This window comes from Bifidobacterium sp. W8112 (assembly GCF_016101425.1).
Taxonomy (GTDB): Bacteria; Actinomycetota; Actinomycetes; order Actinomycetales; family Bifidobacteriaceae; genus Bombiscardovia; species Bombiscardovia apousia.
Genome location: NZ_JACFQN010000001.1, coordinates 440,676 through 467,332 on the forward strand (window position 1 = coordinate 440,676; position 26,657 = coordinate 467,332).

The 26,657-nt window shown below is 61.3% G+C and carries 22 protein-coding genes and 1 pseudogene; 2 read left to right on the forward strand and 21 right to left on the reverse strand.

Annotated elements, in window-relative coordinates; translation table 11 throughout:
* The first annotated feature begins 179 nt into the window (after positions 1-179).
* Positions 180-1,190 (forward strand): LacI family DNA-binding transcriptional regulator, encoded by a 1,011-nt coding sequence (locus tag H3T92_RS01765; RefSeq protein ID WP_198189301.1) that lies wholly within the window; start codon positions 180-182, stop codon positions 1,188-1,190.
* Positions 1,191-1,248: 58 nt separating this feature from the next.
* On the opposite strand, the gene H3T92_RS01770 is transcribed toward H3T92_RS01765, so the two are convergent.
* The 10 genes from H3T92_RS01770 to H3T92_RS01815 form a co-directional block, all read right to left on the reverse strand.
* The gene (locus H3T92_RS01770; RefSeq protein ID WP_029678668.1) at positions 1,249-1,731 is read right to left on the reverse strand and encodes an S-ribosylhomocysteine lyase; all 483 of its coding nucleotides are present in this window, start codon (positions 1,729-1,731) and stop codon (positions 1,249-1,251) included.
* Between the two features lie 63 nt (positions 1,732-1,794).
* Positions 1,795-3,813 (reverse strand): RecQ family ATP-dependent DNA helicase, encoded by a 2,019-nt coding sequence (locus H3T92_RS01775; RefSeq protein WP_232341873.1) that lies wholly within the window; start codon positions 3,811-3,813, stop codon positions 1,795-1,797.
* A 90-nt stretch (positions 3,814-3,903) separates the two neighbouring features.
* Entirely contained in the window at positions 3,904-4,866 is a 963-nt protein-coding gene (locus H3T92_RS01780) for a hypothetical protein (protein WP_198189302.1), read from the reverse strand.
* Positions 4,863-5,723 (reverse strand): ATP-binding cassette domain-containing protein, encoded by an 861-nt coding sequence (locus tag H3T92_RS01785; RefSeq protein WP_144085147.1) that lies wholly within the window; start codon positions 5,721-5,723, stop codon positions 4,863-4,865. The genes H3T92_RS01780 and H3T92_RS01785 overlap by 4 nt, the downstream gene beginning before the upstream one ends.
* Entirely contained in the window at positions 5,720-6,085 is a 366-nt protein-coding gene (locus tag H3T92_RS01790; RefSeq protein WP_198189303.1) for a GntR family transcriptional regulator, read from the reverse strand. Before H3T92_RS01790 ends, H3T92_RS01785 begins: the two co-directional genes overlap by 4 nt.
* 245 nt (positions 6,086-6,330) lie before the next feature.
* Positions 6,331-7,179: an ABC transporter ATP-binding protein gene (locus H3T92_RS01795; RefSeq protein WP_198189304.1), complete on the reverse strand. Its 849-nt coding sequence runs from the start codon at positions 7,177-7,179 to the stop codon at positions 6,331-6,333.
* A complete protein-coding gene (locus H3T92_RS01800; protein ID WP_198189305.1) occupies positions 7,166-7,960 on the reverse strand; it encodes an ABC transporter ATP-binding protein in 795 nt (264 codons plus the stop codon). Before H3T92_RS01800 ends, H3T92_RS01795 begins: the two co-directional genes overlap by 14 nt.
* The gene (locus H3T92_RS01805; protein ID WP_232341874.1) at positions 7,951-8,901 is read right to left on the reverse strand and encodes an ABC transporter permease; all 951 of its coding nucleotides are present in this window, start codon (positions 8,899-8,901) and stop codon (positions 7,951-7,953) included. The genes H3T92_RS01800 and H3T92_RS01805 overlap by 10 nt, the downstream gene beginning before the upstream one ends.
* 77 nt (positions 8,902-8,978) lie before the next feature.
* Positions 8,979-9,956: an ABC transporter permease gene (locus H3T92_RS01810; protein ID WP_198189306.1), complete on the reverse strand. Its 978-nt coding sequence runs from the start codon at positions 9,954-9,956 to the stop codon at positions 8,979-8,981.
* A gap of 2 nt (positions 9,957-9,958) precedes the next feature.
* Entirely contained in the window at positions 9,959-11,605 is a 1,647-nt protein-coding gene (locus H3T92_RS01815; protein ID WP_232341823.1) for an ABC transporter substrate-binding protein, read from the reverse strand.
* Between the two features lie 145 nt (positions 11,606-11,750).
* Here H3T92_RS01815 and H3T92_RS01820 point away from each other — a divergent pair, with 145 nt between their 5' ends.
* The gene (locus H3T92_RS01820) at positions 11,751-12,548 is read left to right on the forward strand and encodes a type III pantothenate kinase (protein WP_198189307.1); all 798 of its coding nucleotides are present in this window, start codon (positions 11,751-11,753) and stop codon (positions 12,546-12,548) included.
* Here the strand turns inward: H3T92_RS01820 and H3T92_RS01825 are convergent.
* The 11 genes and pseudogenes from H3T92_RS01825 to prfB all read right to left on the reverse strand — a co-directional run bounded on the left by H3T92_RS01825 (position 12,505) and on the right by prfB (position 26,612).
* Positions 12,505-14,607 (reverse strand): beta-galactosidase, encoded by a 2,103-nt coding sequence (locus tag H3T92_RS01825; protein WP_198189308.1) that lies wholly within the window; start codon positions 14,605-14,607, stop codon positions 12,505-12,507. The genes H3T92_RS01820 and H3T92_RS01825 overlap by 44 nt on opposite strands.
* A 110-nt stretch (positions 14,608-14,717) precedes the next feature.
* A complete protein-coding gene (locus tag H3T92_RS01830) occupies positions 14,718-15,470 on the reverse strand; it encodes a pseudouridine synthase (protein ID WP_198189309.1) in 753 nt (250 codons plus the stop codon).
* A gap of 6 nt (positions 15,471-15,476) precedes the next feature.
* Positions 15,477-17,369 (reverse strand): glutamine--fructose-6-phosphate transaminase (isomerizing), encoded by a 1,893-nt coding sequence (gene glmS, locus H3T92_RS01835; RefSeq protein ID WP_198189421.1) that lies wholly within the window; start codon positions 17,367-17,369, stop codon positions 15,477-15,479.
* Between the two features lie 96 nt (positions 17,370-17,465).
* Positions 17,466-18,278, reverse strand: a complete 813-nt coding sequence (locus tag H3T92_RS01840; protein ID WP_198189310.1) for an amino acid ABC transporter ATP-binding protein — start codon at positions 18,276-18,278, stop codon at positions 17,466-17,468.
* 16 nt (positions 18,279-18,294) lie between these two features.
* Positions 18,295-19,269, reverse strand: a complete 975-nt coding sequence (locus H3T92_RS01845; RefSeq protein WP_121914155.1) for an amino acid ABC transporter permease — start codon at positions 19,267-19,269, stop codon at positions 18,295-18,297.
* A gap of 109 nt (positions 19,270-19,378) precedes the next feature.
* The gene (locus H3T92_RS01850; RefSeq protein ID WP_198189311.1) at positions 19,379-20,317 is read right to left on the reverse strand and encodes an ABC transporter substrate-binding protein; all 939 of its coding nucleotides are present in this window, start codon (positions 20,315-20,317) and stop codon (positions 19,379-19,381) included.
* Positions 20,318-20,608: 291 nt separating this feature from the next.
* Positions 20,609-21,085, reverse strand: a complete 477-nt coding sequence (gene smpB / locus H3T92_RS01855; RefSeq protein ID WP_024626674.1) for an SsrA-binding protein SmpB — start codon at positions 21,083-21,085, stop codon at positions 20,609-20,611.
* A gap of 93 nt (positions 21,086-21,178) precedes the next feature.
* The gene (locus H3T92_RS01860) at positions 21,179-22,567 is read right to left on the reverse strand and encodes a CHAP domain-containing protein (protein ID WP_198189312.1); all 1,389 of its coding nucleotides are present in this window, start codon (positions 22,565-22,567) and stop codon (positions 21,179-21,181) included.
* Positions 22,568-22,655: 88 nt separating this feature from the next.
* Complete coding sequence (gene ftsX / locus H3T92_RS01865; protein WP_198189313.1) at positions 22,656-23,579, reverse strand: permease-like cell division protein FtsX; 924 nt, start codon at positions 23,577-23,579, stop codon at positions 22,656-22,658.
* A 766-nt stretch (positions 23,580-24,345) separates the two neighbouring features.
* Positions 24,346-25,381 (reverse strand): annotated as a pseudogene (ftsE, locus tag H3T92_RS08175) (cell division ATP-binding protein FtsE); the annotation flags it as partial.
* 97 nt (positions 25,382-25,478) lie between these two features.
* Positions 25,479-26,612 (reverse strand): peptide chain release factor 2, encoded by a 1,134-nt coding sequence (gene prfB, locus H3T92_RS01875; RefSeq protein WP_045924723.1) that lies wholly within the window; start codon positions 26,610-26,612, stop codon positions 25,479-25,481.
* Positions 26,613-26,657 lie beyond the last annotated feature (45 nt).

Sequence of the window (26,657 nt, forward strand, 5' to 3'; positions counted from 1 at the left end):
GTTACAAACCTATTGTTTATAACTCAGTGGAGTATTTTCTTCTACTTTTCGATGTACTTATGCGAAAATATCCGTTCCAAGTTTTCGCGACTACTGAAATCCTCGTAAGGCCGCACTAGCATAAGGATTAACACACGGTACAATGAACTGCTCGGAAAACTGGCGAACTGGAGTCGGACATGGAGAAGACAACACGGACTGTCAGGCTGTCGGATGTGGCACAAATGGCTCAGGTGTCACTGTCGACGGCTTCTAAAGCGCTTCATGACCAGCCCAGGGTAAGTCCCGCGACCAGAAAAAAAGTTCGGGCAGCGGCAGAACATCTGCACTACAGCCCAAACAAGATGGCTCAATCCCTCGCTAGCGGCAAGAGCGGCATCATCGGCCTGGTCACGTCCGACCTGACCGGCCGTTTTTCAACCCCTATCCTGATTGGGGCCGAAAACGAGTTGCGCGCTGGCTCCGTCTCCGTTTTGCTGGCGAACGCCCGAGGTGATGAAGCACTGGAGCGTAGCCATGTTGAAAAACTACTTTCGCTGAATGTGGACGGTCTGCTCATCGTGCAAAGGGAGACCAATCCCCGTTCCAGTTTGGGAAGCGTAGGCGTTCCTTTGGTCTATGCATATGGACCGTCAACCAATCCCAATGATGCTTCTGTCACCTGCGATAATGTCGATGCCGGACGAATCGCAGTCAATTCGCTCATCTCCTGCGGACGCAACAAAATAGCCATCATTGGAGGCGACGAAACTTTTACGGCAGCCACAGACCGGACCAAGGGATCACTTGAGGCGCTAGCAGAATTCGGCCTTGAACCTGCTGGGCCAATTCGATATGGCCGCTGGAATGAGAATTGGGGACGCGCAGCTACCAGGCTATTGCTTGACCAAGGTGTCGATTTTGATGCAGTCGTCTGTCAAAGCGACCAACTGGCAAGGGGCTGCATCGATGCATTGAAGCAGCAGGGACTGTCGATTCCCGATGATGTGGCGGTAGTAGGCCACGACAATTGGGATGTGCTGGTCAACGCCTCCAGGCCTTCATTGACTAGCATCGACAACAACACCGAGCTGATTGGCCGCATTGCCGCTCGGCAGCTCATGGATGCCATCAAAGGACAGCCGCACCATGGGATTGACTACGTACCCTGCCGTCTGATTCAACGCGAGTCCACCGTACCCATGGATTAACACAAGATAGAGGCCCAGGCCGAACTTTCATCTTCAGCCTGAGCCTCTCTGTCAACGATCAGACCAGCTTGCGCTCGTAAGGATCGGAGCTGATGCCGGCAGCGACGATGTCGCGGCTCCACTGCTTGGCCGAGAAGAGCGAATGGTCGCGATAGTTGCCGCATGAGGTGATCTCGGTGCCGGGCACGTCGTCCCAGGTGGCCTTTTCGGCGATGAATTCCAGTGACTCCTTCAGGGCCTTGGCCACATCCTCGGTCGAATGACGGCCCCAGGCAAGCAGGTGGAAGCCCGTCCGGCAACCGAAGGGCGAGCAGTCGATGTATCCGGGGATGCGCTCGCGCAGGAGCACGGCGATGGTGTGCTCGATGGTGTGCAGCCCGGCAGTGGGAATGGCGTTCTGATTGGGCTGGACCAGGCGCAGATCATAGTTGGAGATGATGTCTCCCTGAGGGCCCTTCTCCTCGTCGATCAGACGAACGTAGGGCGCCTTGACCTTGGTGTGATCCAGCTGGAAGCTCTCTACGATTGGTTTGTCAGCCATTGTTATTTCCTTTCCTGTCGGGCGCCGGGTATGAAAGGCAGCCACGATGAAGTCATGTACATTCTATGGTAGGCCGACCCGCCTATCAGATCCGGAAGTGCCCTTGGCCACATCCACCCCTCTTCTGGCCGAGAACTCGGAGATGACCCCCATGAATTGTGGTCCATACTGCTCCAGCTTGTGCTGTCCCACCCCATTGACGGCCAAGAAGGTTGCATCATCAGCCGGACGAAGACGGCACATATCGCGCAGTGCCTTGTCGGAGAAGACAATGTAGGGAGGCTTGCCAATCTTGCGGGCTATGCTGGTCCGCAGATCGCGCAGCTTCTGGAAAAGTTCCTCATTTTCTGGGTTGGCATCGCTTGCACCGGCCTGATCGAGACCGTCATCGTCGACCGTCGAAGAAGACCCGCCGCCGAAGACCTTGCCTGAGGCATGTGGGCGTTCCGTCCGCTTGATTTCATAGTGAAAGTCCGGACTGACCGTCTGCGCGGCCTTGGATCCGAAATGGACCATGGGCAGCCGCCCTTCGGTAATGTACAGATACCCGTCCGAGGCCATCTGGTTGAGCACGTCGCGGATGCGCGCCTCTGGAACCTGGTCCAGAGCCCCGTAGCTGGCGCACCGATCCAACCCTCGCCGAAGAAGGTCCTGCGAGCGCGAACCTCGGAGAATTTGCGCGATCTTGCCGGAGCCGAATCCCTGGTTCACATCATGCACGCACCTGCTGATGGCACGGGCCACATCGCTGACGTCGATGGTCGTGAAGGTGCTCAGACAGTTGGAACAGTTCTGGCAGCCGCCGCTGCCCGTGTCGGGATGCCCGACCGGGACGGATTTGCCCTTGTCGGCCTCGGCAGGAGAAAGGCCCGCGGCAGCCTGGTCCACCTCCTCGCCGAAGTACCGCAGCATGTACTGGTGAAGGCAACCCGTGGTTCGACAGTAGCCAATCATGACATTGAGCAGACGCCGGTGTTCGGCTCTGACCGCTTCAGCCTGCTCACCGGTCAGTCTGTCGTTGCCGTTGTCCATGTCCAAGAGGCGCCTGCGGGTGACGATGTCGCTCTCGTTCCACAGCAGCGAGCAGCGGGCGGGCTCGCCGTCACGTCCAGCTCTGCCGGCCTCCTGGTAGTAGGCCTCGATGCTCTCAGGCATGTTGTGATGGATGACATAGCGCACGTTGGACTTGTCGATGCCCATGCCGAAAGCGTTGGTGGCCACAACCACCTGCACCTTGTCGTTGACGAAGTCCCGTTGCGCCTGCTCCCTGTCCTGGGCATCCATCCCAGCGTGGTAGCTGACAGCGCTTACACCGGCCTTGGTCAGGTCATCGGCCAGGGCCTCGGTCTCCTTGCGAGTGGCACAGTAGACGATGCCTGAGTCATCGCCATGCTTTAGGGCATACTGGACCACCCAGCGATTTTTGTATTTGCTCTCCAGCTTGATCACGTCGAAGAAGAGGTTGGGCCTGTCGAAACCCGTCACCGCTACATAAGGGTCGTCCAGGCCCAGCATGTATACGATGTCACGTCGAACCTTCTCGGTCGCCGTAGCGGTGAAGGCTGCCACCGTGGGCCGGTTGGGCAGGAATCTGATGAAATCGCCGATGCCCAAGTAGGCAGGGCGGAAGTCCTGACCCCACTGGGATACGCAGTGGGCTTCGTCCACAGCCAGCAGGGAGATCCTCGTATGCTGGGCGAACTCCCTGAATCTGGGGGCATCCAGCCGTTCCGGAGCCACGTAGAGGATTTTGCTGCGTCCCTGGGCAGCCTGAGCCAGAGCCAGGGACTGCTCATCCATGTCCTGGGTGGAATTGACGAACGAAGCATGAATGCCGGCATCCTCAAGCCCGTCCACCTGGTCCTTCATCAGGGAAACCAAGGGAGAGATGACGATGGTCAGACCGTCCAGAAGGGTGGCAGGAATCTGATAGCAGATTGACTTGCCGGCTCCGGTCGGCATAACACCCAGGCAGTCCTGCCCGTTCAGGATAGCCTTGACCAAATCCTCCTGACCCGGGCGAAAGGACTCATATCCGAAATACCGCTTCAGCGCCTGCCCTGCATCCTGGATGTCCACCATGATTCCCCAGTCTATTGCCTCGGCAGGAGTCAAGCAGTGGGCGAACGACCATGTGGTCAATCGTCGCTGGAATTCTTAGCTATCCTGCCACTAACCCAGAATGCTGAGCCCCTGGATAGCTGGTAGCTGCCGACGGCTGGTGAGCCAGTAGCTGAACAGGATGCATATGGCGGAGAAGACTAATGTGAAGACCACTTGGGGCCAGAGTAAATACACGGTGACGTATCCCCATAAATCAACATTCATGAAGGGGCTTAAGGTCTTGTACATCCAATGGCCGCGCATAAGGTTGATCATCTGAACCGCCGTTTGCTGCCACCCCCAGAAATTCCAGCCGGAAATCGAATGCCAGAAACCAACACAGATCAACAGCCCTACCAGCAGCAGACATCTGCCTTTTCGATCAAGACGGGCGGCCAGGTCACCCAGCACCTGGCCAAGCAGAACGAAGGCTACCTGCACCATAAAGACATGCAGCGCCAGAGCCAGCCAACGGAACGGCTGCTGGGCATACGACTGGTTAAAGCATGACACACTCCAGGGATCAAGAGTCAGTCTCCAAGGCGAACAGCCCTGTACGAGAAACCTTTGGTAACTTTCTGTAAAGGGCATCCATCCGATTTGGCCTAGGCTGCTGATAATCGCGAGCACGATCATGAAAGTGGTTGTCGCCAGGGCCATGACCACATTGGAGATGATCTGGGTCCATGCGATTGTAGAACGAGTCACAGCGTTGGAGATCAGGGGCCGGAAAGTCGTCAGTGAGCAGACGAAGGCGGTGGCCATGAGCACCATTTCGGTGAACAGACCGGTGAACCCGGAGCTCAAGGGGATGAACCCCATAACACCCAGAGTGAGGACGAGAGCCCAAATCAAAAAGACGATCAGCCTCGGCATCACCTGTACGCGCAGAGCCATCCGGGTCTGCACCGCAGGCGACAGGAAACTTTTGATTCGGGCCCACCCTTCAGCTGGTCCAGCACCCAGGTCGGGGCTTTCTGGCCCCAGCTTGGTCTTCGTCCGCACTACCCCCGCAACTTGCGTGTTATTCATTGTGCCGCTCCTTCCGTTATCTGGACGAAGTAGGTCTGCAGATCCATGGGGGCGACAATAAGCCCCTTGGGCTGCTCGTCGGACACTGGCCCCTCGAAGCTGACGCGCAGCAGGTCGCCGATGCGCTGCCTGCTCAGCAGCTGTGGGTCGCCCTGGGCAAGGTAGCCCTCCACGTCACGCGGACGGCCAGTGACAGTGGTCCCCAGGGCTGACAGATCATCCACGCTGAAAGATCGCAGAACCCGCCCCTGGTCGATGATCGTGGCGCGGGAGATGAGCTGGCTGACCTCGTTGATGATATGGGTGGCGATGATCATGGTCGGTCCGCGCTGCTGATAGGCCTCCAGAACGAAGGAGTAGATCCTCTCCCTGGCCGCCGCATCCATTCCTGTTGTCGGTTCATCCAGAATGAGGTATTCCACAGGCAGGCAGAGTCCGATGACGTCCTTGACTACCTGACGCTGCCCCATGGAGAGGGAAGCAAAAGTGTCAGTCAGCCTCAATGCGAAGCTCTTAAGAATACGCTCAGCCAAGTGCCAGTCGAAATCACCATAAAACCCCTCGGCCATGGCGAATGCTTGTCTAATGTGTCGTCGGGATGGATAGGGCCAGGTTTCGTTGACCAAGGCCACGCGGCGAGCGATTCTTGAGTCGCTGACCAGATCGCTTCCATCCAGGTGGACCAGCCCCTGGTCAGGAAGTGTCCTACCCGTCATCAGATTGCACAGGGTGGACTTGCCGGCTCCGTTCCGCCCGAAAAGTCCGTATATATTGCCAGGCTCAAAGCAGAGTGAGATCTCATCCAGGGCCTTCAGCTTTCCGTACGATTTGTCCACCTTGGAAACTGTCAGACTCATTGGTAGACCCTTTCTATGATGGCGTCCAGGTCCTCACGAGATACGTTCAGAGACTTGGCTTCTTCGACCAGATCCTGGAACCTGCCGTTCAGGAGTTCCCTCCTGCGACGCTCACGAACGCTCCGGCCAGCACCGGCAGTGACAAACATGCCCAGCCCCCGCCGTTTCTCCAGAAGGCCCCGGTCGACCAGCAGGTTCATCCCCTTGAGGACGGTTGCCGGGTTGATCTGGTAAGCGGTCGAGATTTCCGTGGTGCTGGGAATCCTTTCACCATCGGCGACCAGTCCCTCGGCTATGGCTTCGGTCAACCGGTCTGCCACCTTCACGAAAACGGGCCGACCATCTGGTATTTCGATCGCCATCGTTTGACCGCCTTGTCTGCCTTGATTCGGGGCGTCGAATTAGGATCTGCATTACTGTTTATTACTTAGTTACTTGAGTAACTAACCAACAGTCTACGATTTGCTCTACCAACCGTCAAATCAGGTGCAGTCTTTAACCGTCCGTTTCTCTGCACAGATGCTCTCGCTGCCCTCCTTCATTCCGTCAAGGACGGGCATGCACTCATGTAATTTTGCTTGGCCAGAATGCCGATGAGCACCGGTACCTATAGGGTCGCAGCTGCCAGTAGCTGACGAGTATAAGACTGACTGGGGTGATCGAGGATGGCTTTCACAGGCCCCTCCTCCACCACCTTTCCTTGACTGAGCACCATGACCCTGTGCGCGATGTGCTGAACCACGCCCAAATCATGGGAGATGATGATCATGGACATGCCATTTGACGGATTGCTCTGCTTTCTGGACTGGGCCATGATGGACTGAAGGGTATGAAGAATCCCAACGCGTGCTGAAACGTCAATGGCGCTCATGGGCTCATCGGCCAAGAGTATCCGGGGCTTGACAACAAGGGCTCGGGCTATGGCCGCCCGCTGAGCCTGGCCTCCGGACAGATCGGAGGGATAAGCCGTCATGATCCTGCCTGGATCAAGCTGAACCTCTGACAAGACCTTGGCCACCTGATCAGCAGAGCCCGTCCCACCCTGACGACGATGCCATAGGTGCCCGCTTCCCCTGCGCCTGGCAGCCAGAAGAGGTTCAGCAACCGATCGACCGATAGTCCAGCGCGGGTCGAGGGAGGCAAAAGGGTTCTGAAAGACCAGAGCAGAGTCCCGGGCAAGCTCCTTGGCGGCCGGGGAACCATGCAGAACTGGTCTGCCCTCATATGCCACCTGCCCGGCATCAGGCCTCAACTGACCAAGGAGCATATGGGAAAGCGTGGTCTTCCCTGAGCCGGACTCCCCTATGATCGCCAAGCACTCCCCCGGCAGGAGGGAAACATCGATGCCGTCAACTGCAGCTTCTCGAGCCGTTCCACTGTCCCTGGAGGCATAGACCTTGGTCAGGCCCTCCCCGATCAGGATCGGATCGGCATGTGCACTGTCAGTCGTCCTCATGCTTGCCTCCATCTGTGCTCAGCGTCAACTCTCTGGCCGCTCGCACCAGGGTCCTGCCCTGTGTGCTGGATGGGCTGCGCAGAATGCTCTGCGTCTGTCCGCTTTCCACCACTCGCCCTGCATCGAGGATGTAGCAGTAATCGGCAACCCGGGCCAGGACTGAGAAATCATGGGTGATGAACAGCAGGGAGGCCCCGCTCTGGTCGACCAAGGAGACCAACAGGTCCACAATCTGCCGCTGGGTTATGGCATCCAGGGCCGTGGTCGGCTCGTCTGCCAGAATCAGTCTGGGCTTGGTGACCAGGGCTGTGGCTATGGCCGCCCGCTGCTGCTGTCCCCCGGACAGCTCATGCGGATAGGATCCAGCCAGATCCGCATCCAACCCGACCTGGGCCAATATCTCCATGACCCGCCTGCGCCGTTCCTGGACGCTCAGACGATAGTGGCGGCGAAGAGGCAGCTCAACCTGGCTGTAGATCTTCTTGACCGGGTTCAGGGCCGTGGAAGGATTCTGAAAGATCATGCCCATCCGGGAACCGCGCAGATCCGCCAGGGACCGGTCGTCCGAACCGAGAATCTGGAGCCCGTCCACCAGAATGGATCCCGACAGGGAGGCCGTCAGTGGTGTGGTGCCCAAAACGCTGCGGGCGATCATCGACTTTCCGGAGCCTGAGGAGCCGATCAGGCCTACCCGCTGGCCGTCCCCGACTTTGAGGTCCACCTGGTCGAGAATGGTGTGGCCATTGATGGACAGGCTCAGGCCGTCAATATTCAGCGACATGATTGGCCTCCCTCGCCTGTATGGACCGCATTCTCGACATGATGATCAGCGTCATCTGATTGCCCGGATTGAAGAGTGGACCGTCCGGCGGCAGCTACGGCAGCCCTGAGCCTGGGGTTGGTAACCGGATCGATGGCATCACGCAGAGCGTCGCCGAATAGGTTCAGAGCAACCACCACCATCGTGACCACCAGGCCAGGCCAGAGCACAGTAAGTGGAAAGACATTGATGAACTTGACCGAGGTGGTCAGCGAGTGCCCCCAGGAGGGCAGACCAGAGGGAACGCCCACCCCCAAGTAGGTCAACCCTGACTCAGCCAGCACGGAGGTCCCCGCCGACATGGAAAGCTGCACGCACAGGACCGGAATGACATTGGGTACCAAATGAGTGCAGAAGATTCTGAAGGATCCGACCCCGCTGTGCCGGGCGGATTGCACATAGTCCGACTCTGCTGCCAGAAGCGCTTGGGGCCGTACGATCCGGGCCAGGTTGAGTCCGTAGCCGAATCCGCAGGCCACAACAACCACGGCGATGCTGGGTCCCAGGGGGACGGCCAGAATCAGGGCCAGCAGAACCGTAGGCAGGGAAATCAGGGCGTCGACCAGAACCACGACGGTCTGCGACACTCCCGAACGGCGCGAGACCATGGCCATGACCAGAAGAAGCCCCAATACACCCGATAGGAGGACCGCCAGAAGGCTGATGGCCAGGTTGGTGGCCGATCCCGCCATCAGCCAGGAGAGAATGTCTGCCCCGGTGCCATCCGTTCCCAGCAGGTGGTCGCGGCTGGGGGCCTGCCAGATCCGGTACCCGTCGGTGGTCCAGATAGGAACCGGGGTCCAGAACCTGGAGACCAGGGAGACCAGGATCCATATGGCCAGAACAATCAGCGAGTACCGCCCCGAGGCCTTGCCCCACATGCTGGCCAGCACCACCCGCATCCGCCTGAAAAATCCCAGTCGGCCCGGGAATACGGCCCTCGATCCCAAGCGCGGCCTGTCTGCGTGTTCCCAGCTCATCAGTCAGCCGCCTCCTGCCTGGCCACACCTCGAAAGCGCGGATCGATCAATCTATGGATAACGTCCACCAGCAGTCCCAGGAAGAGGAAGAAGGCCGCCAGAAGAAGCAGCTCGGACTGAACCGCCGGAAGATCCCGGTTGCCCACGTCGGTGATCAGCATGGAGCCCAGTCCAGGCAGGGCGAACAGGTTCTCACTGACCATGACACCGGTGATCATTTCGGCCATGGTCAGCCCGACCACGGAGACCAGCTGGGGGGAAGCCAGTCGCAGACCAATGCGCAGGGCAGCCTGGGTTCTGGTCATCCCGCAGGCCATGCCCATGTCCACATACCCCGATGAGAGCATGTCGCCCAGCAGGGAGCGGGTGTACCGCATGATGCCGGCGCCCACGATGATGCCGGTGGACAGAGCAGGCAGAATCAAAGCTGCCAAGGCCGGACCCGGCTGAGCCCAGCCGAGAGCAGGAAAGCCCTGGGAGGGCAGCAGGCCAATCAGGCCGCTGCCCTTGGCGAAGAGCATGATCAGCAGCAGTCCTGACCAGAGGGCGGGTACGGATCCGCCCACGATGGCGGCCATGTGGCTGAAGGACTGCATCCGTGGCGAGCGCGCCAGAGCGGCCGCGCAGCCCAGGGGAATGCCCAGCAGCAGGGCCACACTCAGCCCCAGAAGAATCAGCGGGAAGGTGATCTGGGCCCGGACACCAACCTGGGAGGCGATGGGACGGTTGGTCAGAATGGACCTGCCCAGGTCCCCTTGCAGAAAGCCGCTGATCCAGTCCAGATACTGCCTTGGGTAGGAGCGGTCCAGGCCCATCTGCCGACGCAGCCGGTCAACACGCGCAGGCGGAGCATCCAGCCCGGCCATGACGGCGGCCACGTCACCAGGCAGGATGCGCAGAGCCAGGAAGATCAGCAGGGAGATGCCCATCAGCGCCAAGATGAAGAGCACCAGGCGCCGCACTAGGAATTTGGCCATGGCTATCCCCGCCTGTAGGTCACGCCGGACAAGGGCAAGAGGGACTGGTTCAGATCGACCGGGAAGCCCTCCAACCCCGTCCGCCAGGCCGTGGTCACCCGGTAGTTGAAGAGCCAATCCGCCGCCGCATCGTTGCTGACAATCCGGGCGGCCTGGGCCAGGAGCCTGTCGGAGTCATCGGCGGAGGTCGTGGCCATGGCCTGCCTATAGAGCTCCTGGACCTGACGATTGTCATAGTTGTAGTAGTAGCCGGGGTTGGCCCACTGATGGAAGTCGTGGCTCTCGCCATGATCCACCAGAGACAGGTCATAGTCCTTGTTGGCATGCACGTCCTGCAGCCAGACCGAGAACTCCACCACCCTCACATCCAGGTCGATGCCCACCTGGCGCAGCTGCGAGCGCAGCTGATCGCCCAGTTCGCTGCCATAGGTGTTGGCATAGGTCAGTCGTAGCTTGAGCCGGTGTTCGGGACCGTACCCGGCCTGGGCCAGTAGCCGCCGCGCCTGCTCCGGATCGTGGGGGTAGAGCCCGGTCAGATCCTGATAGCCGGGATCCAGGGAGGGTATGGGGCCGCCTAGGGCCCTGTCCGATCCGCCCCGGGAGGCGATCAGCTGCCGATGGTCGATGGCATGGCGGATGGCCTGGCGCACCCGCGGGTCGGATGTGGCGGCGCCCTTGCCATTCATGGCCAGGACGTACTTGTCGGTGTCGTCGCCCGCCTTGACCTGGAAGTCCGGGTTCTTGCGGAAGGGACTGGCCAGGTTCTCGGTGACCGGAGCCAGCACCTGCACATCCCCGCTGCGCAGGGCGTTGACAGCGGCGTTGTCGTCATTGAGATAGCGGATGACGATGGTTGGCGTCTTAGGCTTGTCGCTGCCCCAGTAGTGCGGATCGGCCTTGAGGGTGACCGAATCGTTTGGCCGGAAGCTTTCCAGCAGGTATGGGCCGGATCCCACGGCCTGGGTCTTCATGTCGTAATGGGCCCGCCGGTCAAAGACCAGGCCAGCCCGGCCGCTCAGCTGCCAGAGCAGGTCCTGGTAGGGTCTGGACAGCATCAGGCGCACCGTCAGCGGATCCGTAGCCTGAACGCCCTGGAAACCCTCCAGCATCTCGCTGCCCTGATAGTGTCCTGCCATGAGCCCACGAATGGAGTCGACCACGTCCTGGGCCCGAAGAGCATGACCGTTGGAGAAGCGGATGCCCTCATACAGGTGGAAGGTGTAGACCAAACCGTCCTCGGAGACATTCCAGGTTCTGGCCAGGCCCGGGCGCACCTGGTTCCGGGAATCCCGTGACACCAGGCCCTGATAGACATTGCCGATCAGAAGCTGATCCAGCGCCGTGCCCGACTGGTTGCGGATGTCCAGATTGGTGGGAGCCAGCTTGAGCCCCACCGTGACCGTGTCCGCTACGGTTCCTCCCTCGGCCTGGCCAATAGGTCCACGATGCCCGGTCCACAGGGAGAGTGCCAAGGCCACGGCCAGCAGGAGACTGAGCAGCTTCCAGGGCAGGGTGTTGCCGCCCGACCTCATAGGCCTGATCCTGGCGTTGAGTTCGGGGTCAGTGCTGGGGCCTGGCTCCTGGGCCGCCTCTGTATCTGCTGCGGTCACGCTGCCATGGGCATGCGTGCCGTGTCGATCTGCGTTCATTGACGAATCCTTATGCTGTGGTTGACCGCCATTCTGGTCGATCACCGCCCACCAGCATACTCCCCGAAGCCATCACCCAGGCTTATGCGCTTAGGATGGATTCGGAAAGCGCCACGCGCCCGGACGACGGCAGGGAGGAAGAGACATGCTGCTGGCCATCGACATCGGCAACACCAACATCGAGGTCGGATTCATGGAGGGCGACCAGGTCGCCGCCTCCTACAGGCTGACCACAAGGATCGACCACACGGCCGATGAGTTCGGGCTTCTGCTGGGGCAGCTCATGGCCCTGGCCGGCTACAAGACTGCGGACGTGCAGGATGCCATCATCTCCTCGGTGGCTCCTGCGGTCATGCACGCCGTCAGATCCTGCCTGATCCGTTTCTTTTCCATCGACCCCATGGTGGTGGGCCCTGGTGTGAAGACGGGCATGAACATCCGTCTGGACGACCCGCGCTCCCTGGGCGCCGACTGCCTGGCCGACTGCGTTGGCGCCTTCCACCGCTACGGAGGGCCGGTCCTGGTCATCGACTTCGGCACAGCCACCACCTTCAACTATGTGGATGACAGGGGCGCCATCCGCTCCGGCCTGATCGTGCCAGGCATCCGTTCCGGGGCCCAGGCCCTTGCCGGTCAGACCGCCCAGCTCCCCCAGGTGGAGATCACCCGTCCTCAGACCATCATGGCCACGGGCACCAGGACGGCCATGCAGGCCGGGCTCTATTACAACTTCCTTGGCGGCCTGGAGCGGATCATCCGTCAGTACCGCAGCGAGATAGGCCGTGACTTCCACGTGGTGGCCACGGGAGGCATGGGCCGTACGTTCTCACAGGACACCGACCTGATCGGGGTCTACGATCCCGAGCTGATCTTCGCCGGCATGTACAGGATTCACCAGCTCAATGCCGATGGCCGACCACACGCTGCACCAGCGCGCCATTGACCTGCAGACTGGCCTGCTTGCCCTCCCCGTCAACGCTGGCCAGTGAACCCACCAGGGCTTGGCCCTCCAGCTGAACCTGCACCGGATGCCTGGACCGGTTGAACAGAAAGACAAATCGCGTCCGATCATCCTTGCTGACTCGCTCAACTCTCAACAGATCGGAGTCTCCATGGGCCGACCGCATATCAGCGACATCCAGGGCCTCCAGCAGGGCAGGAAGAACCTTGGCCAGATCCTGGGCATCCATACGGCAGCCCAGATAGGCGGCCTTGCCATGACCCCAGTCATGGACGGTCATGGCCGGCATGCCATCCATCCCTGTCCAGGGATCCGCCCGGTAGCTAGCCAGGACCTCGGTGCCCTTGTCCAGGTGACTGATGACATCGGCCCAGTCGTGCGCCGTGACCCCGTTGGCCAGGTCCAGGTGATCCAGCAGGCCAGGTGTGCCGGGAGCCATGGGTGCGAACTCCTCGACCGACAGACCCAGCAGGTCCCGAAGCGGCCCCGGATACCCACCGGTCCAGACGCGGTCCTGCTCGTCGGCGATGCCGCTGCCCCAGGTGACGATCAGCCGCCCTCCACTGTGTACATACTTGTGCAGCCGCTTGGAGAGGTCAGCGTCGATCAGGTAGAGGGCTGGCAGGACCACCAGCGGATACTCTTCCCATCCGGCCCTGACCGGCAGGACATCGGGCCGAATGGCGTTGTCCAGAAAGGCCCGGTACCAGACCGGCGGCTCCTGGCCATGCTCGACCCGGTCGCTGGGTGAGGCTGCGTGAGAGCTGGCCCACTGGCTTGCATAGTCGAAGACCAGGGCCACCGGGGCCTTGGCCAGCGTGGTACCAGCCAAACCAGCCTGCGAGAGGCCCTGCAGATCCCTTCCCAGCTGGCAGACGTCGCGGAAGACTGCCGTGTCCTCGCCGGCATGAGGCAGCATGGCCGAGTGGAACTTTTCCGCACCGGCCCGGGACTGCCGCCACTGGAAGTAGCAGATGGCATCAGCACCGAGTGCCAGGTGGGCCAGAGAGTCGCGCTCCAGCTGTCCAGGCTCCTTGCGGAGGTTGACCGGCCGCCAGTTGACCGCCGAGGTGGACTGCTCCATAAGCCACCAGGGACGTCGGCGGGCGATGGCGTCCACCAGGCTGGAGGAATAGGCCAGCTCCTCCAGATGATCCCTGCCCGGCGTCACATAGTGGTCGTTGGCCACAAAGTCCACCTGGTCGCCCCAGTCGTCGTAGTCCAGGGCGAATCCGCCGGCGCTGACCATGAAGTTGGTGGTCAGGGGGATGTCCGGGGTGATCTCAGCCAGGGTGTCACGCTCAGCCATGTAGAAATCCTTGAGGGCATCGGAGCTGAACCGCTCGAAGTCCAGCATGCGGCCCGGATTCTGGAAATTCCCCTGACCGATAAAGCGCGGCGGCAGAATCTGCGAGAAGTCGCTCAGCCTCTGTGACCAGAAATCCGTGCCCCAGGCGCGGTTGACGGCCTCGATGTCCTTGTAGCGGCGGCGGCACCAGCGCTGGAAGGCCCGCATGGCATCGTCGGAATAGTCGAAGCGATTGTGGCAGCCATACTCATTGCCCACATGCCAGGCCACCAGATAGGGGTTGTTCCGGTAGTGCTCGGCCATGGCCCGGCAGAGCTTCAAGGCATAGGAGCGGAAGATCGGCGAGGTGGGCCGCCAGTGCTGCCGGGCCCCGGGCCAGACCGTGTCGCCTCGCTCGTCCCTGAGCAGAACCTCAGGATGGGCCTGGGTGAGCCAGAGCGGCGGCGAGGCCGTGGCCGAGGCCAGGTTGACCCCGATGCCCGCCCGGCCAAGCTTGTCGATGATCCGGTCCAGCCAGTCGAAATCGAAAACACCCTGGCTGGGCTCTATGCGCGACCAGGAGAAGACCGCCAAGGCCACCACGTTGACCCCTGCCTTGGTCATCAGCCTGATGTCCTCATCCCATGTATCCTCGGGCCATTGGTCGGGGTTGTAGTCGCATCCGTACCAGAGGGACTGCTGACCCTTGAGGTGCTTGGGCCATCGATAGGCCCGCCGTGTCGGTTTGCTCATGGGTAGAACCTCCTGGTCCGTCTCAAACCTCGGACGGGGATACCTGCCGCGTCCACGTCGTCCCGCGGCTCGGGGATCCCCTGACCATTATGTCTTACCAGTCTGACTGTTCAGGCTTTTCCTTGAGGCTCCAAGGGAACGGAAGAGGTGAAAGTTCGATCAACCCCGGTGAAGGGGTCGGTGAACTCCAGGCGACGGGCCACCAATTGCAGCGGCTGGGAGAAGTCGTCATAGGCCCGGGACTGGATTCGGGGGTAAAGATCGTCACCCACTATGGGCAGCCCCAGAGCGTTCATGTGCACACGAAGCTGGTGGGTCTTACCGGTCTTCGGGTAAAGGGTGTAGGTGGCCAGGCATCCCTGGCCCGCCGTCAAATCGATCCGAGTAACCGCATTGACAGGCCCTCGCTCCTCCCAGGCCTGGAGAACCCCACGGCGCTTGATCATCCTGGAACGGCGCTCCAGCGGGAAGACCCGGGGCGAATCCAGGTGTCGCACAGTGCCGGTCCGCGGACGCACTATGGGTCGCACCGGCGCCAGGCACTGGTAGACCTTGCGCACGCGATGCTCCTGGAAGAGCATCTGATAGGCCCGCCTGGCAGCCGGATCTCGCACCAGGACCAGCACGCCCGCAGTAGCCCTATCAAGCCGGTGGGCAGGGATGATGTCGGGCTCCCCGTAAAGTCGGCGCATTCGGATCAGCACAGTACTGGCGTACCACATCCCTCGAGGCATAGTGGCCAGAAAATGGGGCTTGTCGACCACGATGATGCGCTGGTCCTCGTATATGATTCGGGGTTCGAAGGGGATCCGCGGCTCCTCAAGGACCATCCGGTGCCCCCGCTGCCCGGACCCGACAGCCATGGGATCCTATTCCACCGTGACCGACTTGGCCAGATTGCGGGGCTTGTCCACATCCAGACCCTTGAGCCGGGCCATGTCCAAGGCGAACAGCTGCAGGGGAACCACGTCCACCAGGGGGCTGAGCAGGGTTGGGCAGGGCGGCCTCCAAAAGACCACGTCAGCATAGCGGTCGGCGTCCGGGTCGCCCTCCTCGGCCACGACAATGGTGAAGGCGCCACGGGCCTTGACCTCCTCGATGGCCGAGATGACCTTGTCGTGCAGCACATTGCGGCCCCGTGCGCTGGGTACGATGACCACCACAGGCTCCCCCGGCTCCACCAGGGCGATAGGCCCGTGCTTGAGCTCGCCAGCGGCGAACCCCTCGGTGAAGATGTAGGCGATCTCCTTGAGCTTGAGCGCCCCCTCCAGCGCCACCGGGTAGCCCACATGCCGCCCCAGGAAGAGGAAAGAGCGGGCCTTGGACATACGCTGAGCCGTCTGGCTGATGACCTCGGCCTGTCCGTCCAGCACCTTCTGGATCTTGGCAGGCATGGCCTTGAGGCTGTCGATGGTCTGGTGAATCTCGTCTCGATACATGGTCCCCTTGACCTGGGCCAGGTAGAGCCCCAGCAGGTAGGCCGCCACGATCTGGGCCAGAAAGGCCTTGGTGGAGGCCACAGCCACTTCGGGGCCGGCGTGGGTGTAGAGCACGGCGTCGGACTCCCTGGGGATGGTGGACCCCTGGGTGTTGCAGATGGCCAGAACCCGTGAACCCTGTTCGCGTGCGTGGCGAAGCGCCATCAGCGTATCCATGGTCTCCCCGGACTGGGATATGGCCACGACCAGGGTGCGCGGGGTCAGAATGGGATCACGGTAGCGGAACTCATGGGCCAGCTCGACCTCCACCGGGATGCGGACCCAGTGCTCGATGGCGTACTTGGCCACCAGGCCAGCGTAGGAGGCCGTCCCGCAGGCCACGACGATGATCTTGTCGATCTGGCGGAAGACCTCCTCATCGATGTGGACCTCGTCCAGATCCAGGTCGCCCGACTCGTCGTATCGGCCCAACAGGGTGTTGGAGACGGCAGCCGGATCCTCGTGGATCTCCTTGTCCATGAAGGAGTCCCATCCGCCCTTTTCGGCGGCCGAGGCATCCCAGTCGACGGTATAACGGCGGGGATGCTCAACCGGGTGCCCTTGGAAGTCCGTAACCTTGACCTGGTCCGCACTGATGCAGACAGCCTGGTCCTGCCCCAGCTCCATGGCCTGGCGTGTATAGGCTACGAAGGCGGCCACATCGGAGCCCAGGTAGTTCTCCCCGTCTCCCAGACCGACCACCAGCGGCGAATCATGTCGGATGCCCACCACCAGATCAGGCTGACGTGAGTCCACAGCCAGGATGGTGAAAGCTCCTTTGAGCATACGGGCCAACCGCCTGATGGCCTCGAAGATATCGGGCTGGCCGGTGGCATCGACGATCTCCTGGGCAATCTTGCCCAGAAGCTTGGCCGCCACTTCGGTGTCCGTGGAGGACACGAAGGTGTATCCCTCGGTCTCCAGGTCCAGTCGCAGCCTTGAGGCGTTCTCGATGATCCCGTTGTGGATCAGCGCGACCTTGCCGTCACGGCTGGTGTGGGGATGAGCGTTGACATCAGTGGGTTCGCCATTGGTGGCCCAGCGGGTGTGCCCGATGCCCACGGTGGCTTCGGGCATGGGCTTGGTCTTCAGATCAGCAACCAGATTGCCCAGGCGCCCTGCCTTCTTGCGTATGGCCACCTGCGTCATTCCCGGGGCAGCAAGAGCCACTCCAGCCGAGTCATAGCCCCGGTACTCCAAACGTTCCAGACCCTTGAGGCAGACCTCCAGGGGCCTGCCGCAGGCCGTCCGCACCGATCCTGCATAACCGACGATTCCGCACATGGACCCCAGTCTAGCCATGGGAGTTCCGCCGTCGCCTGTCCGGAAGGCTTCTTGCCGGAATTTCTACAACCTGGACAGGGCCTGAGCCTGCTGAGGCTAGAGTACGGTATGCAAGAATTCAGCGAACCTCTCGGAGTGCGGATGGTCGATGATGTCAGGGCCTCCCTGCTCCACCACGACGCCCTGATCCATAAAGACGATCTGCTCAGCCACCTCGCGGGCGAAGCCCATCTCATGGGTGACCACCACCATGGTCATGCCCTGTTGGGCTACCTGCCGCATGACCCCCAGGACCTCCCCTACCAGCTCCGGATCCAGGGCTGAGGTGGGCTCGTCGAAGAGCATGATGTCAGGGTGCATGGCCAGGGCTCGCGCGATGGCCACACGCTGCTGCTGACCGCCGGAGAGCTGGGCAGGATAATAGTCCATCCTGTCCTCCAGCCCTACACGTTCCAGCTGGGCCTGAGCCTCCTGGCGGGCATCGGCCTTGGGAACCCGGCCCACATGGACCGGCGCTTCCATGACGTTCTCCAAGGCAGTCATGTGGGGAAAGAGGTTGAAACGCTGGAAGACCATGCCGATCTTGGAGCGCTGCCTGGCAATGGCCTTGTCGTCCAGGGTCTGCAGCACAGGGCCCTTGCCGGTATCGATCTTCTGGTATCCGGTCAGCTCGCCGTCCACATAGATTTCGCCGGCTGTGCGGGTCTCCAGCTGGTTGATCAGCCGCAGCAGCGTTGACTTGCCCGAACCAGAAGGCCCCAGGACGGCCGTTACCGTGCCGGGCATGACCTCCAGGTTGATTCCCCGCAGTACATGCTGGTCGCCGAATACCTTGTGCACATTCCTGATGACGATAGCCGGATTCTTATTGACTTGCCCATTTTTCCTGGTCTGCCTGTCCTCGTCCATGATTTTCCTCCTGCGCTCAGGCGTTCAGCCCGGCCATCATGACCTTGTTGACCTTGTCAGTTTCCTGACGGGTCTGCGGGTCCTCGCCATCCTTGCCGTCCTTGGCCCCTGATCCGGCCAGGGGCCGCGAGTCGAAGCCCTTGCCGTAGTGCTTCTCCAGCTGGGCCTGGATGACCATCAGAACGGAGGTGATGACCAGGTACCAGATGCAAGCCACGATCAGCAGCGGGATGGTCTTGTAGATGCGGTTGGCGATGGCGTTGGTGGCGAACTGGAGCTCCAGGGTGAAGGGCACGGCAAGGGCCAGGGATGTGGTCTTCAACATGCCGATGGTTTCATTGCCGGTAGGCGGCACGATGATGCGCATGGCCTGAGGCAGGACGATCCGTCGCATGATCATGGAGGGCGGCATGCCCAGAGCCTTGGCGGCCTCCTCCTGGCCGGGGTCCACAGCCTCGATGCCGGCACGGACGATTTCGGAAAGGTAGGCAGCCTCGTTCAGCCCCAGGCCCAGAACCGTGGCCACGGTGGCGTTGAGCACGGTTTTGGTGTCGACGCTCCAGAACTCCGGCCCGAAGGGGATGCCTATGGCCAGCTTGGGAATCAGCACGGAGAGCAGGCCCCAGAAGACCAGCTGGGTGTATACAGGAGTGCCGCGGAAGAACCAGATGAAGAACCAGCTGACCCAACGCAGGACCGGATTGGACGACTTGCGCATGACCGCCAGGATGATGGCCAGGATTGTGGCCAGAACCATGGCGTAGACGGTCAGCAGAAGGGTCCACTTGATGCCGTCCAGGACATGCTCGTTGAAGAGATACTTCCAGACCGTGGGCCAATCAAAGTTGGGATTGGTCACCATGCCATGGATCAGCATGGCCACGAAAACGGCCACGATGACGGCGGCCACGATCGGCCCCGGCTTGCGCACCGGCCTGGCCTCTATTCTGCCGGGGATCTGAATCTGGTCCGTCCCCTTCTTGGTATGCATCTCCTGCTTCCTTCCGCACCGCTGAACGTATTCAGGCCCAGCCTATCCAGCCGGGCCAACCGCTAGGCGCAGACCGGTTGTCGAGCCGACCCTCGCCTAGAGGCCTGTCTCAGTCAGAGACCGCAGGGTTGATCTCCGCCTTTTCGACTGCCCCGCTCTGGACGCCCCAGTTCTTGAGGATCTTGACGTAGGTGCCGTCGTCGATCAGCTTCTGGAGTGCCGCCTGAGTGGCTTCAGCCATGCCACTGCCCTTCTTCAGAGCAGCTCCTTGCAGGACGATGTCGGTATCCTTGCCCAGCTTCTGCAACTGGCCGTCGGTCTGCTTGATGGCATATCCGGTCACCTGGGAGTCGGCGTAGAAGACGTCGATCTTGCCGTTGACCACCGCCGTGGCGGCATCGGTCTGCTGCTTGTAGGACTGCACATCCACCGGCTTCTTGCCCTTGGCCTTGCACTCGGCCGAAATCTTGTCTGTCGCCTGCTGCTCTTCGATGGTGCCCGTCTGCACACCGACCTTGACGCCGCAGATGTCGTCAGGATTGATCTTGTTGGGGTTGCCTTTTTTGACTGCAAAGGCCGTGCCTGCCTTGAAGGTGGTGACGAAGTCAACCGACTGCATCCGCTCCTTGGTGATGGTGAAGCTGGAGATGCCCGCGTCGTACTTGCTGCCGATGGCCGGGATGATGGTATCGAAGGAAGCGCTGACCATCTCCCCCTTGAGCCCCATCACCTTGGCGATGGCGTTGGACAGGTCGACGTCATAGCCGATCGGTGTCTTTCCGTCCTCATTCATGAATTCACCCGGAGCATACGAGGTCTCCATGCCCACAGTCAGCTTGCCGTCCTTGGAAACCGACTCGGGCACCTTGGCCGCGATGGCCGGATCCTTTTTGATGCCACTGACGTCAAAAGCCGCCGGATGGGAACTTGTTGTGGACTTGCCCGATGCACTGTTGCTGTCCGCCTCGTCGGTGGTTCCGCAGGCCCCGAGGGAGGCCAGCAGGGTGACACTCAGAGCCGCCGCCAGCACCGCCTTGATCTTGCCCATGTCTCTTCTCCTCTTCCGGACCGCCCGAGGCGACCCTCCGTGTCCCTTGATCGACATGCACTATTATGCACACATTTGTATTTTTATGCACGCGGCTGACTATTGAATCTTCCATTGCGATTTGCTCTGCAGGGCGGAATTTGGCTCCAGGTCAAGCTTCAGGACCTTATAGAACACCGCCAATCGCCTTAGCCCCGGGCGTGTCGACCTGCATAGTGCAAGGGAATATCAGCAGACAACCGTCCCTATCCAAGAGTCATCTGAGCATCGGAAAGTGCATCAGCACGTATCTCAGCCCCGCCGGTTCCGGTAGCGCATGGCCCTTTGGGCCTCACGGCGGTCCTGTTCCTCCCGCAGGGACTGACGCTTGTCATACTCACGCTTGCCCCTTGCCACGGCGATCTCCACCTTGACTCTGCCATCCTTGAAATACAGGCTCAGTGGGACGATGGTGTAGCCCTTGGCCTGAATCTGCCGCTCCAGACGAATGATCTGCTTGGCATGCAGAAGCAGCTTGCGCTTGCGCTTGGGGGCATGGTTGTTCCAGGTGCCGTTGAGATATTCAGGGATATTCGCGTTCTCCAGCCAGACCTCGTGCCGACGGTCGATGCTGACGAATGACTCGGCCAGGGAGGCCCGCCCCTCGCGCAAGGACTTGACCTCAGTCCCGGTCAGGGCGATGCCGGCCTCATACCGATCTTCGATCTGGTAGTCATGACGGGCCCTGCGATTCTGGGCAATCATCGACGTGCCAGTCTCCTTAGCCATGGTGTCCTCCTCCGGACCATGCCGATCATGTCGCCTGGTAGGCCGGACGGCTAGGAGTGGCGTCCCAGGTGGCGGACCTGGTCCGCTTCGATGTCAGTAATGAATGTACTGGTAGTTGCCAGCCCCGTAAACCGTCTCATAGGCGGGGAATGAGGCAAATCCGGTGCCTCCCTCGGAGATGAGCACGGACCCGTCCCCGTTGACGCGCTCGACCACGGCCACATGGCCATAGGTCCAGTCGGCGTTCCAGTAACCGACCCGCTGGCCACGGGCGAAGACCATGGCAGCTCCGACGTGTGGAGTGTTGTTGACCAAGTAGCCCAGACTGCGTGCGGTATTGGCCCAGTCAGCCCCGTTGCCCATGTAGGATCCCACAGGAAGGGACAGCTGCGAGCGGCGGATGTAGGCCCAGAGGGTGCACTGACGGGCGGGATAAGCGCTGCCGCCCACCGAGTTGCCGGTGGGATGGCCGTAGCAGAACCCAGAACCCTCAGGACAGCTGCCAGGTACCCCGTAATTCATGCCGGAGGCACCTCCACCGCCCCCGTTGCTCGGCGGAGCCGGCTGCGGAGCCGGCGATGGTGCGGAGCCGCCACCGCCGACCTGCTGGGCGCCGCCGGCATGGGGATCGGCACCGCCGCCGGCATTGCCTGTGTTGAGGGAATCGATCATCGACTCGGTGGCCACGATGTCAGCGGCCTCACGGGCTGACTGGGTGGTCAGGGCAGCCTTCTGCCCCTCCAGCTGCTTGCGTGCTGCAGTTCCCTGGTCACGCAAGGCCTGCAGACTGTCCTGCTTGGCCTGCGCCGCGGCTGCCGCCTGCTGGGCCGCCGCCTGCTGCTGGTCGGCTTTGGCCTTCAAGGTGCTGATCTGCTCCTCGATGGCCTCGAGACGCTGCTTGCGATTCATGGACGAATTGAGGGTATTGGCGGCATCATTGGCTGTGTTGGCCTCGGATCGGGTCACGGCTGCATCGGACTGCATCTTGTCCACAAAGTCCTTGGTGCTGGAGGACTTGGTCACCACATCCATGACCTGGGAAGCCTCAGAGCCGTGGAAGCTCTTTCTCGCCATCTGCGCCACACCGGCCTTGGCATCGTCATAGTCGATGCCGGTCTGACGGATCTTGGCCTCCAGGTCGGCACGATCTTTGCGGGCCGCCTGCAATCGGTCGTTGGTGGCCTGAACCAGACTGTCGGCCTGTTCGGCCTGCTGCTGAGCTTCGACAGCGCTCTGCTGAGCCGCCGGGATCTGGTTGGCAGTCAGATCGTTGAGGCTGAGAATCTGGTCGGCCAACTGGCTGTTGACACCTGCCAGTTTGCTCTTCAGAGCCTCATGGCTCTGTACCTTCTGCTGATAGCTGCTCCAATCGGCCCGTGCCGGCGCAGGGGCCACTGTCAACCCCAGGATCCCACCGCCCAGCATCATGGCCAACGACCCCACCAGGCCGCAGATGGCTTCCAAGTGCTTCGTACGATTCATGGTCAAGTCCTCACTATCACTTATCCATGCTAGTCATCATTATGGCAGAGTTCGTGCCCATAAGGTCAACCCGGCCCGTCGCTGGGGATCAGGTCCTCAGATACCGCCGCAGGGAGATGGAAGAGGCCAATGCGGACAAGAGCATGGCCCCTAGGATCAACGCCGGGGCCATGAGCAGGACCGTGGATTGGTCCACGTAGGGCATCCACTGGACCGTCCGGGCCAGCCAATCCGTGATGAAAAGCTTGACGATGGCGCTCAGAGCGCCGACAGCCAGAAGAGACCCCAGCAAGGATGCCACCACGCCTTCCAGGATGAAGGGCAGCCGTATGGTCCAGTTGGAGGCTCCCACCAGTCTCATGATCTCGGTCTCGTTGCGACGCGAGGCGGCGCTCATCCTGATGGTGGTGCCAGTCAGCAGGATGGCCACGATCACCATGACTACGGCCAGAACCAGGGTGACTGCCGTAGCCCTGTTGAGAATCTTGAAGACCGGGTCGAATATCTGACGCTGGTCGGACACCTCCTCTACGCCGTCGCGTCCGGACAGCACCTCGGAGACCACCTGGTACTTGGTTGGATCCTTGAGCTTGAGACGCAGGGAGGCCTGCATGTCCGCTGCGGTCATGGTCCTTCCCTCGTATGTGCCGTTGGGGTACTGCTTGAGGAAGGTGTTTTTGAAGAAGTCCTCCCTGCTCTGGTAGGTGATTTTTGCCACAGAGTCGCGCAGCTCGGTATTGATGGTGTTCTCCAGCTTGACGATCTCGGCGTTGGTGGGCGCCTTGCCGGTCGCGCAGGATGCCGACTGGCTGGCGCCGTCCGGGCATAGCCAGACCACCACCTCTACTTGGTCGTACCAGTCCCCCTTGGCCTTGCTGATCTGGGCCTGCATGAGTCCCGATGCGCCGATGAAGAGGAAGGAGATGAACGTGACCAGCATGACCGAGAGGATCATGGAACCGTTGCGCCGCAGGTTGTCCCAGGTGCTGGAAAGGATGAACCGCAGTCTCATCGTGCCGCCTTCTTCTTGTCATGACGCTCGTTCCGAGCCTGTGCGCCGCTCTTTTGCTGGGGCTTCCTGGCCGCCTTGGGGGCTTCAGGGGGAGCGGGCGGGGCCGGCGGGGCCCCCATGGACTCGGCATCGTGAGACTCGACATCATGATCTATTTCATTCGTCGAGTCCTTTTTGCTGGTCCTGCTCTTGCCGGAGGGTGCTTTTGAGGATTGCGCGCCGTCCTGCTTCATGCGGACCGCAGCCTGACCGGATTCGCCGGTCGGTTGGGCTGGGCTGGATACATCGGGCCTCTTGAACTGTTGTTCACGATCAGAAGCCTCAGCAGAGGATTCCTTCAACGGTTGGCGGTTTTTGACTTTGTCATCTTTCTTGGGCCCGCCTTGACCATGGTCATGATTGTGATCGTCATGCGCGAGACCCTTGCGGTCACGACCTGGGTTCCTATCCTGCTCTCGACTGCCCGCATCTTCGGGCCGCGGAGCAGCTTCCGAACCACGAGCGGACTTCCGAGACTTCCTGGAGGCTGCAGGTTCTGCAGGTTCTGCTTGGGGACGATTCCCGGATTCGGCGCGATCAATTCCTGCCTTGCCCTGGTCTTTGTCACCGGAACCTTCACTCGACTGACCCGGTCGATCCTGGCTGCCCTGAGACACCGGTGCAGGTCTGCGGAATCGTTCGTCAGAATCGGAGTCGGCCTTCCGATCGGGCTGCCCCGCAGAGGCTTCTCCATGCTGACTGGAATCTTCCTGCGCAGACTCAAGACTGCCCAGGCCCTTCCCCCAGGTCAGGGTGTCCTCCACCGAGGTGAAGACCTGCCCATAACGTCCTGTTCTCCCCGAATGCATGGACTTGGCCAGCCGTGCGATTCCCTCATCGCCATACTGACCCTGGTCGACGGCCTGTGCCGCCGCCTGGACCACCTGCTTGGCCCCCTTGGTTCCATCCGCGATGGGTTCGGTAGCCGAGCTATTCCCATCCTGCACGACAACCTGCACCGGACGGCGCCCTCCAACACCAACCTCACGAGCACGGTCCAGGGCATCGCCGTCGGCGGGATCCCCGATGGCATGATGGGAGCGCGCCGCAACCTCGGCATCGGGGAAGAAGCGCGAAGAATCGTAGGAACCGTGGGCCTCGTCGCGCATGATCCGACCCGTATGCAGCTCCACCACCCGCTTGCGCATGGAGTTGACGATCTCCTCGTTGTGGGTGGCCATGACCACGGTGGTGCCGGTCCGGTTGATGGCATCCAGAACCTCCATAATGCCCAGGGAGGTTGTGGGATCTAGATTGCCTGTGGGCTCGTCAGCCAGCAGGATTTCCGGATTATTGACGTAGGCGCGGGCCAAAGCCACCCTTTGCGCCTCGCCGCCGGAAAGCTCGTGCGGGTAGTTTTGCTCCTTGCCCGTCAGCCCCACGGTCTTGAGCACCTGAGGCACCAGAGTCTTGATGGTGGACCGGCGAGCGCCGATGACTTCCAGCGTGAAGGCCACATTCTGCCATACGGTCTTGTTGTTGAGCAGCTTGTAATCCTGGAACACAAAGCCGATGGAGCGCCGATACCCGGGAATCTCACGATTGCGCAGACGTCGCAGGTCGTTGCCGGCCACACGGATCTCCCCCTCGGTGGCCTCCTCCTCGCGCAGAAGCAGGCGAAGCAGGGTGGTCTTGCCCGACCCGCTGGCGCCCACAAGGAAGACAAAATCCCCACGATCGACATCCAGGCTGATGTCATCCAAGGCGGGACGGGACCCCTTGGGGTAGATCTTGGTCACGTCCTTGAGCGAAATCAACGCCATTGACTCTCCGTTCCTCGGTATTCCCCTACAGAGGCTATCAAGAAGACCGACACCACACGCTCATGAAACACCGACCCGGAAGAGGCCGAGCGCAGGGTTATTTGCTGGCTTCCTCCTCACGGGCCTGAACCCGCTGCTGATGCCGCCAGCGGATGCCGGCCTCTATGAAGGCATCGATGTTGCCGTCGAAAACGCCCTGGGTGTCAGAGGTCTCGTATCCGGTGCGCAGATCCTTGACCATCTGGTAGGGATGCAGCACATATGAGCGCATCTGGTCCCCCCAGCTGGCCTTGATGTCGCCGGCCAGCTCTTTCTTCTTCTTGGCCTCCTCTTCGTGCCGCAGCACCAGCAGACGGGACTGCAGAACGGCCATGGCAGCCGCACGGTTCTGGATCTGGCTGCGCTCATCCTGCATGGTGACCACGATATTGGTCGGCAAATGAGTGATACGCACGGCCGAATAGGTCGTGTTGACACCCTGGCCGCCGGGGCCGGAAGAGCAGTAGGTATCCACTCGGATATCCGAATCGGGGATGTCGATGTGGTCGGTTGGCTCCACCAGGGGGATGACCTCGACGGCGGCGAAAGAGGTCTGCCGTCGGCCCTGGTTGTCAAAGGGCGAGATCCGCACCAGACGATGGGTGCCGCCCTCCACCGACAGCCGACCGTAGGCGTAGGGGGCATCCACCTGGAAGGTGGCTGACTTGATGCCGGCCTCCTCTGCATAGGAGGTATCCATGACCTTGGTGGAGAAGCCGTGCCGCTCAGCCCACCTCATGTACATGCGCAGGAGCATTTGGGCCCAGTCAGCTGCGTCCACCCCGCCGGCGCCAGAGCGGATAGTGACCACGGCGGCGCGCTCGTCATACTCCCCGTCCAGCAGGGTCTGGATCTCCATGTCAGCCAGGTCGGACCTCAAGGAGTCGATCTCCTTGCGGGCCTCCACCAGGGTGTCCTGGTCATGCTCCTCCTGGCCCAGCTCCTCCAGAGCCTGGACATCCTCCAGCCGGGAGGATGCGGACTCCAGATGCTTGAGCTGGGATTGCAGGGCCGAGAGCCTGCTGGTCACCTTCTGGGCATTCTCCTGATCATCCCAGAGTCCGGGCGCGCTGGCCTGACGCTCCAGATCAGCAATCCGCGAGCGCAAACCCTCCGGGTCCAGCGCCTTGGAAATCATCTCGTACTTGGCCTTGGCCTGATCCAATGCTTGGGCAAAATCCATCTCTGCCATACCGTCTCACCGCTTTCCAGACCGGCTCCACGCGAGTCGGTCGCC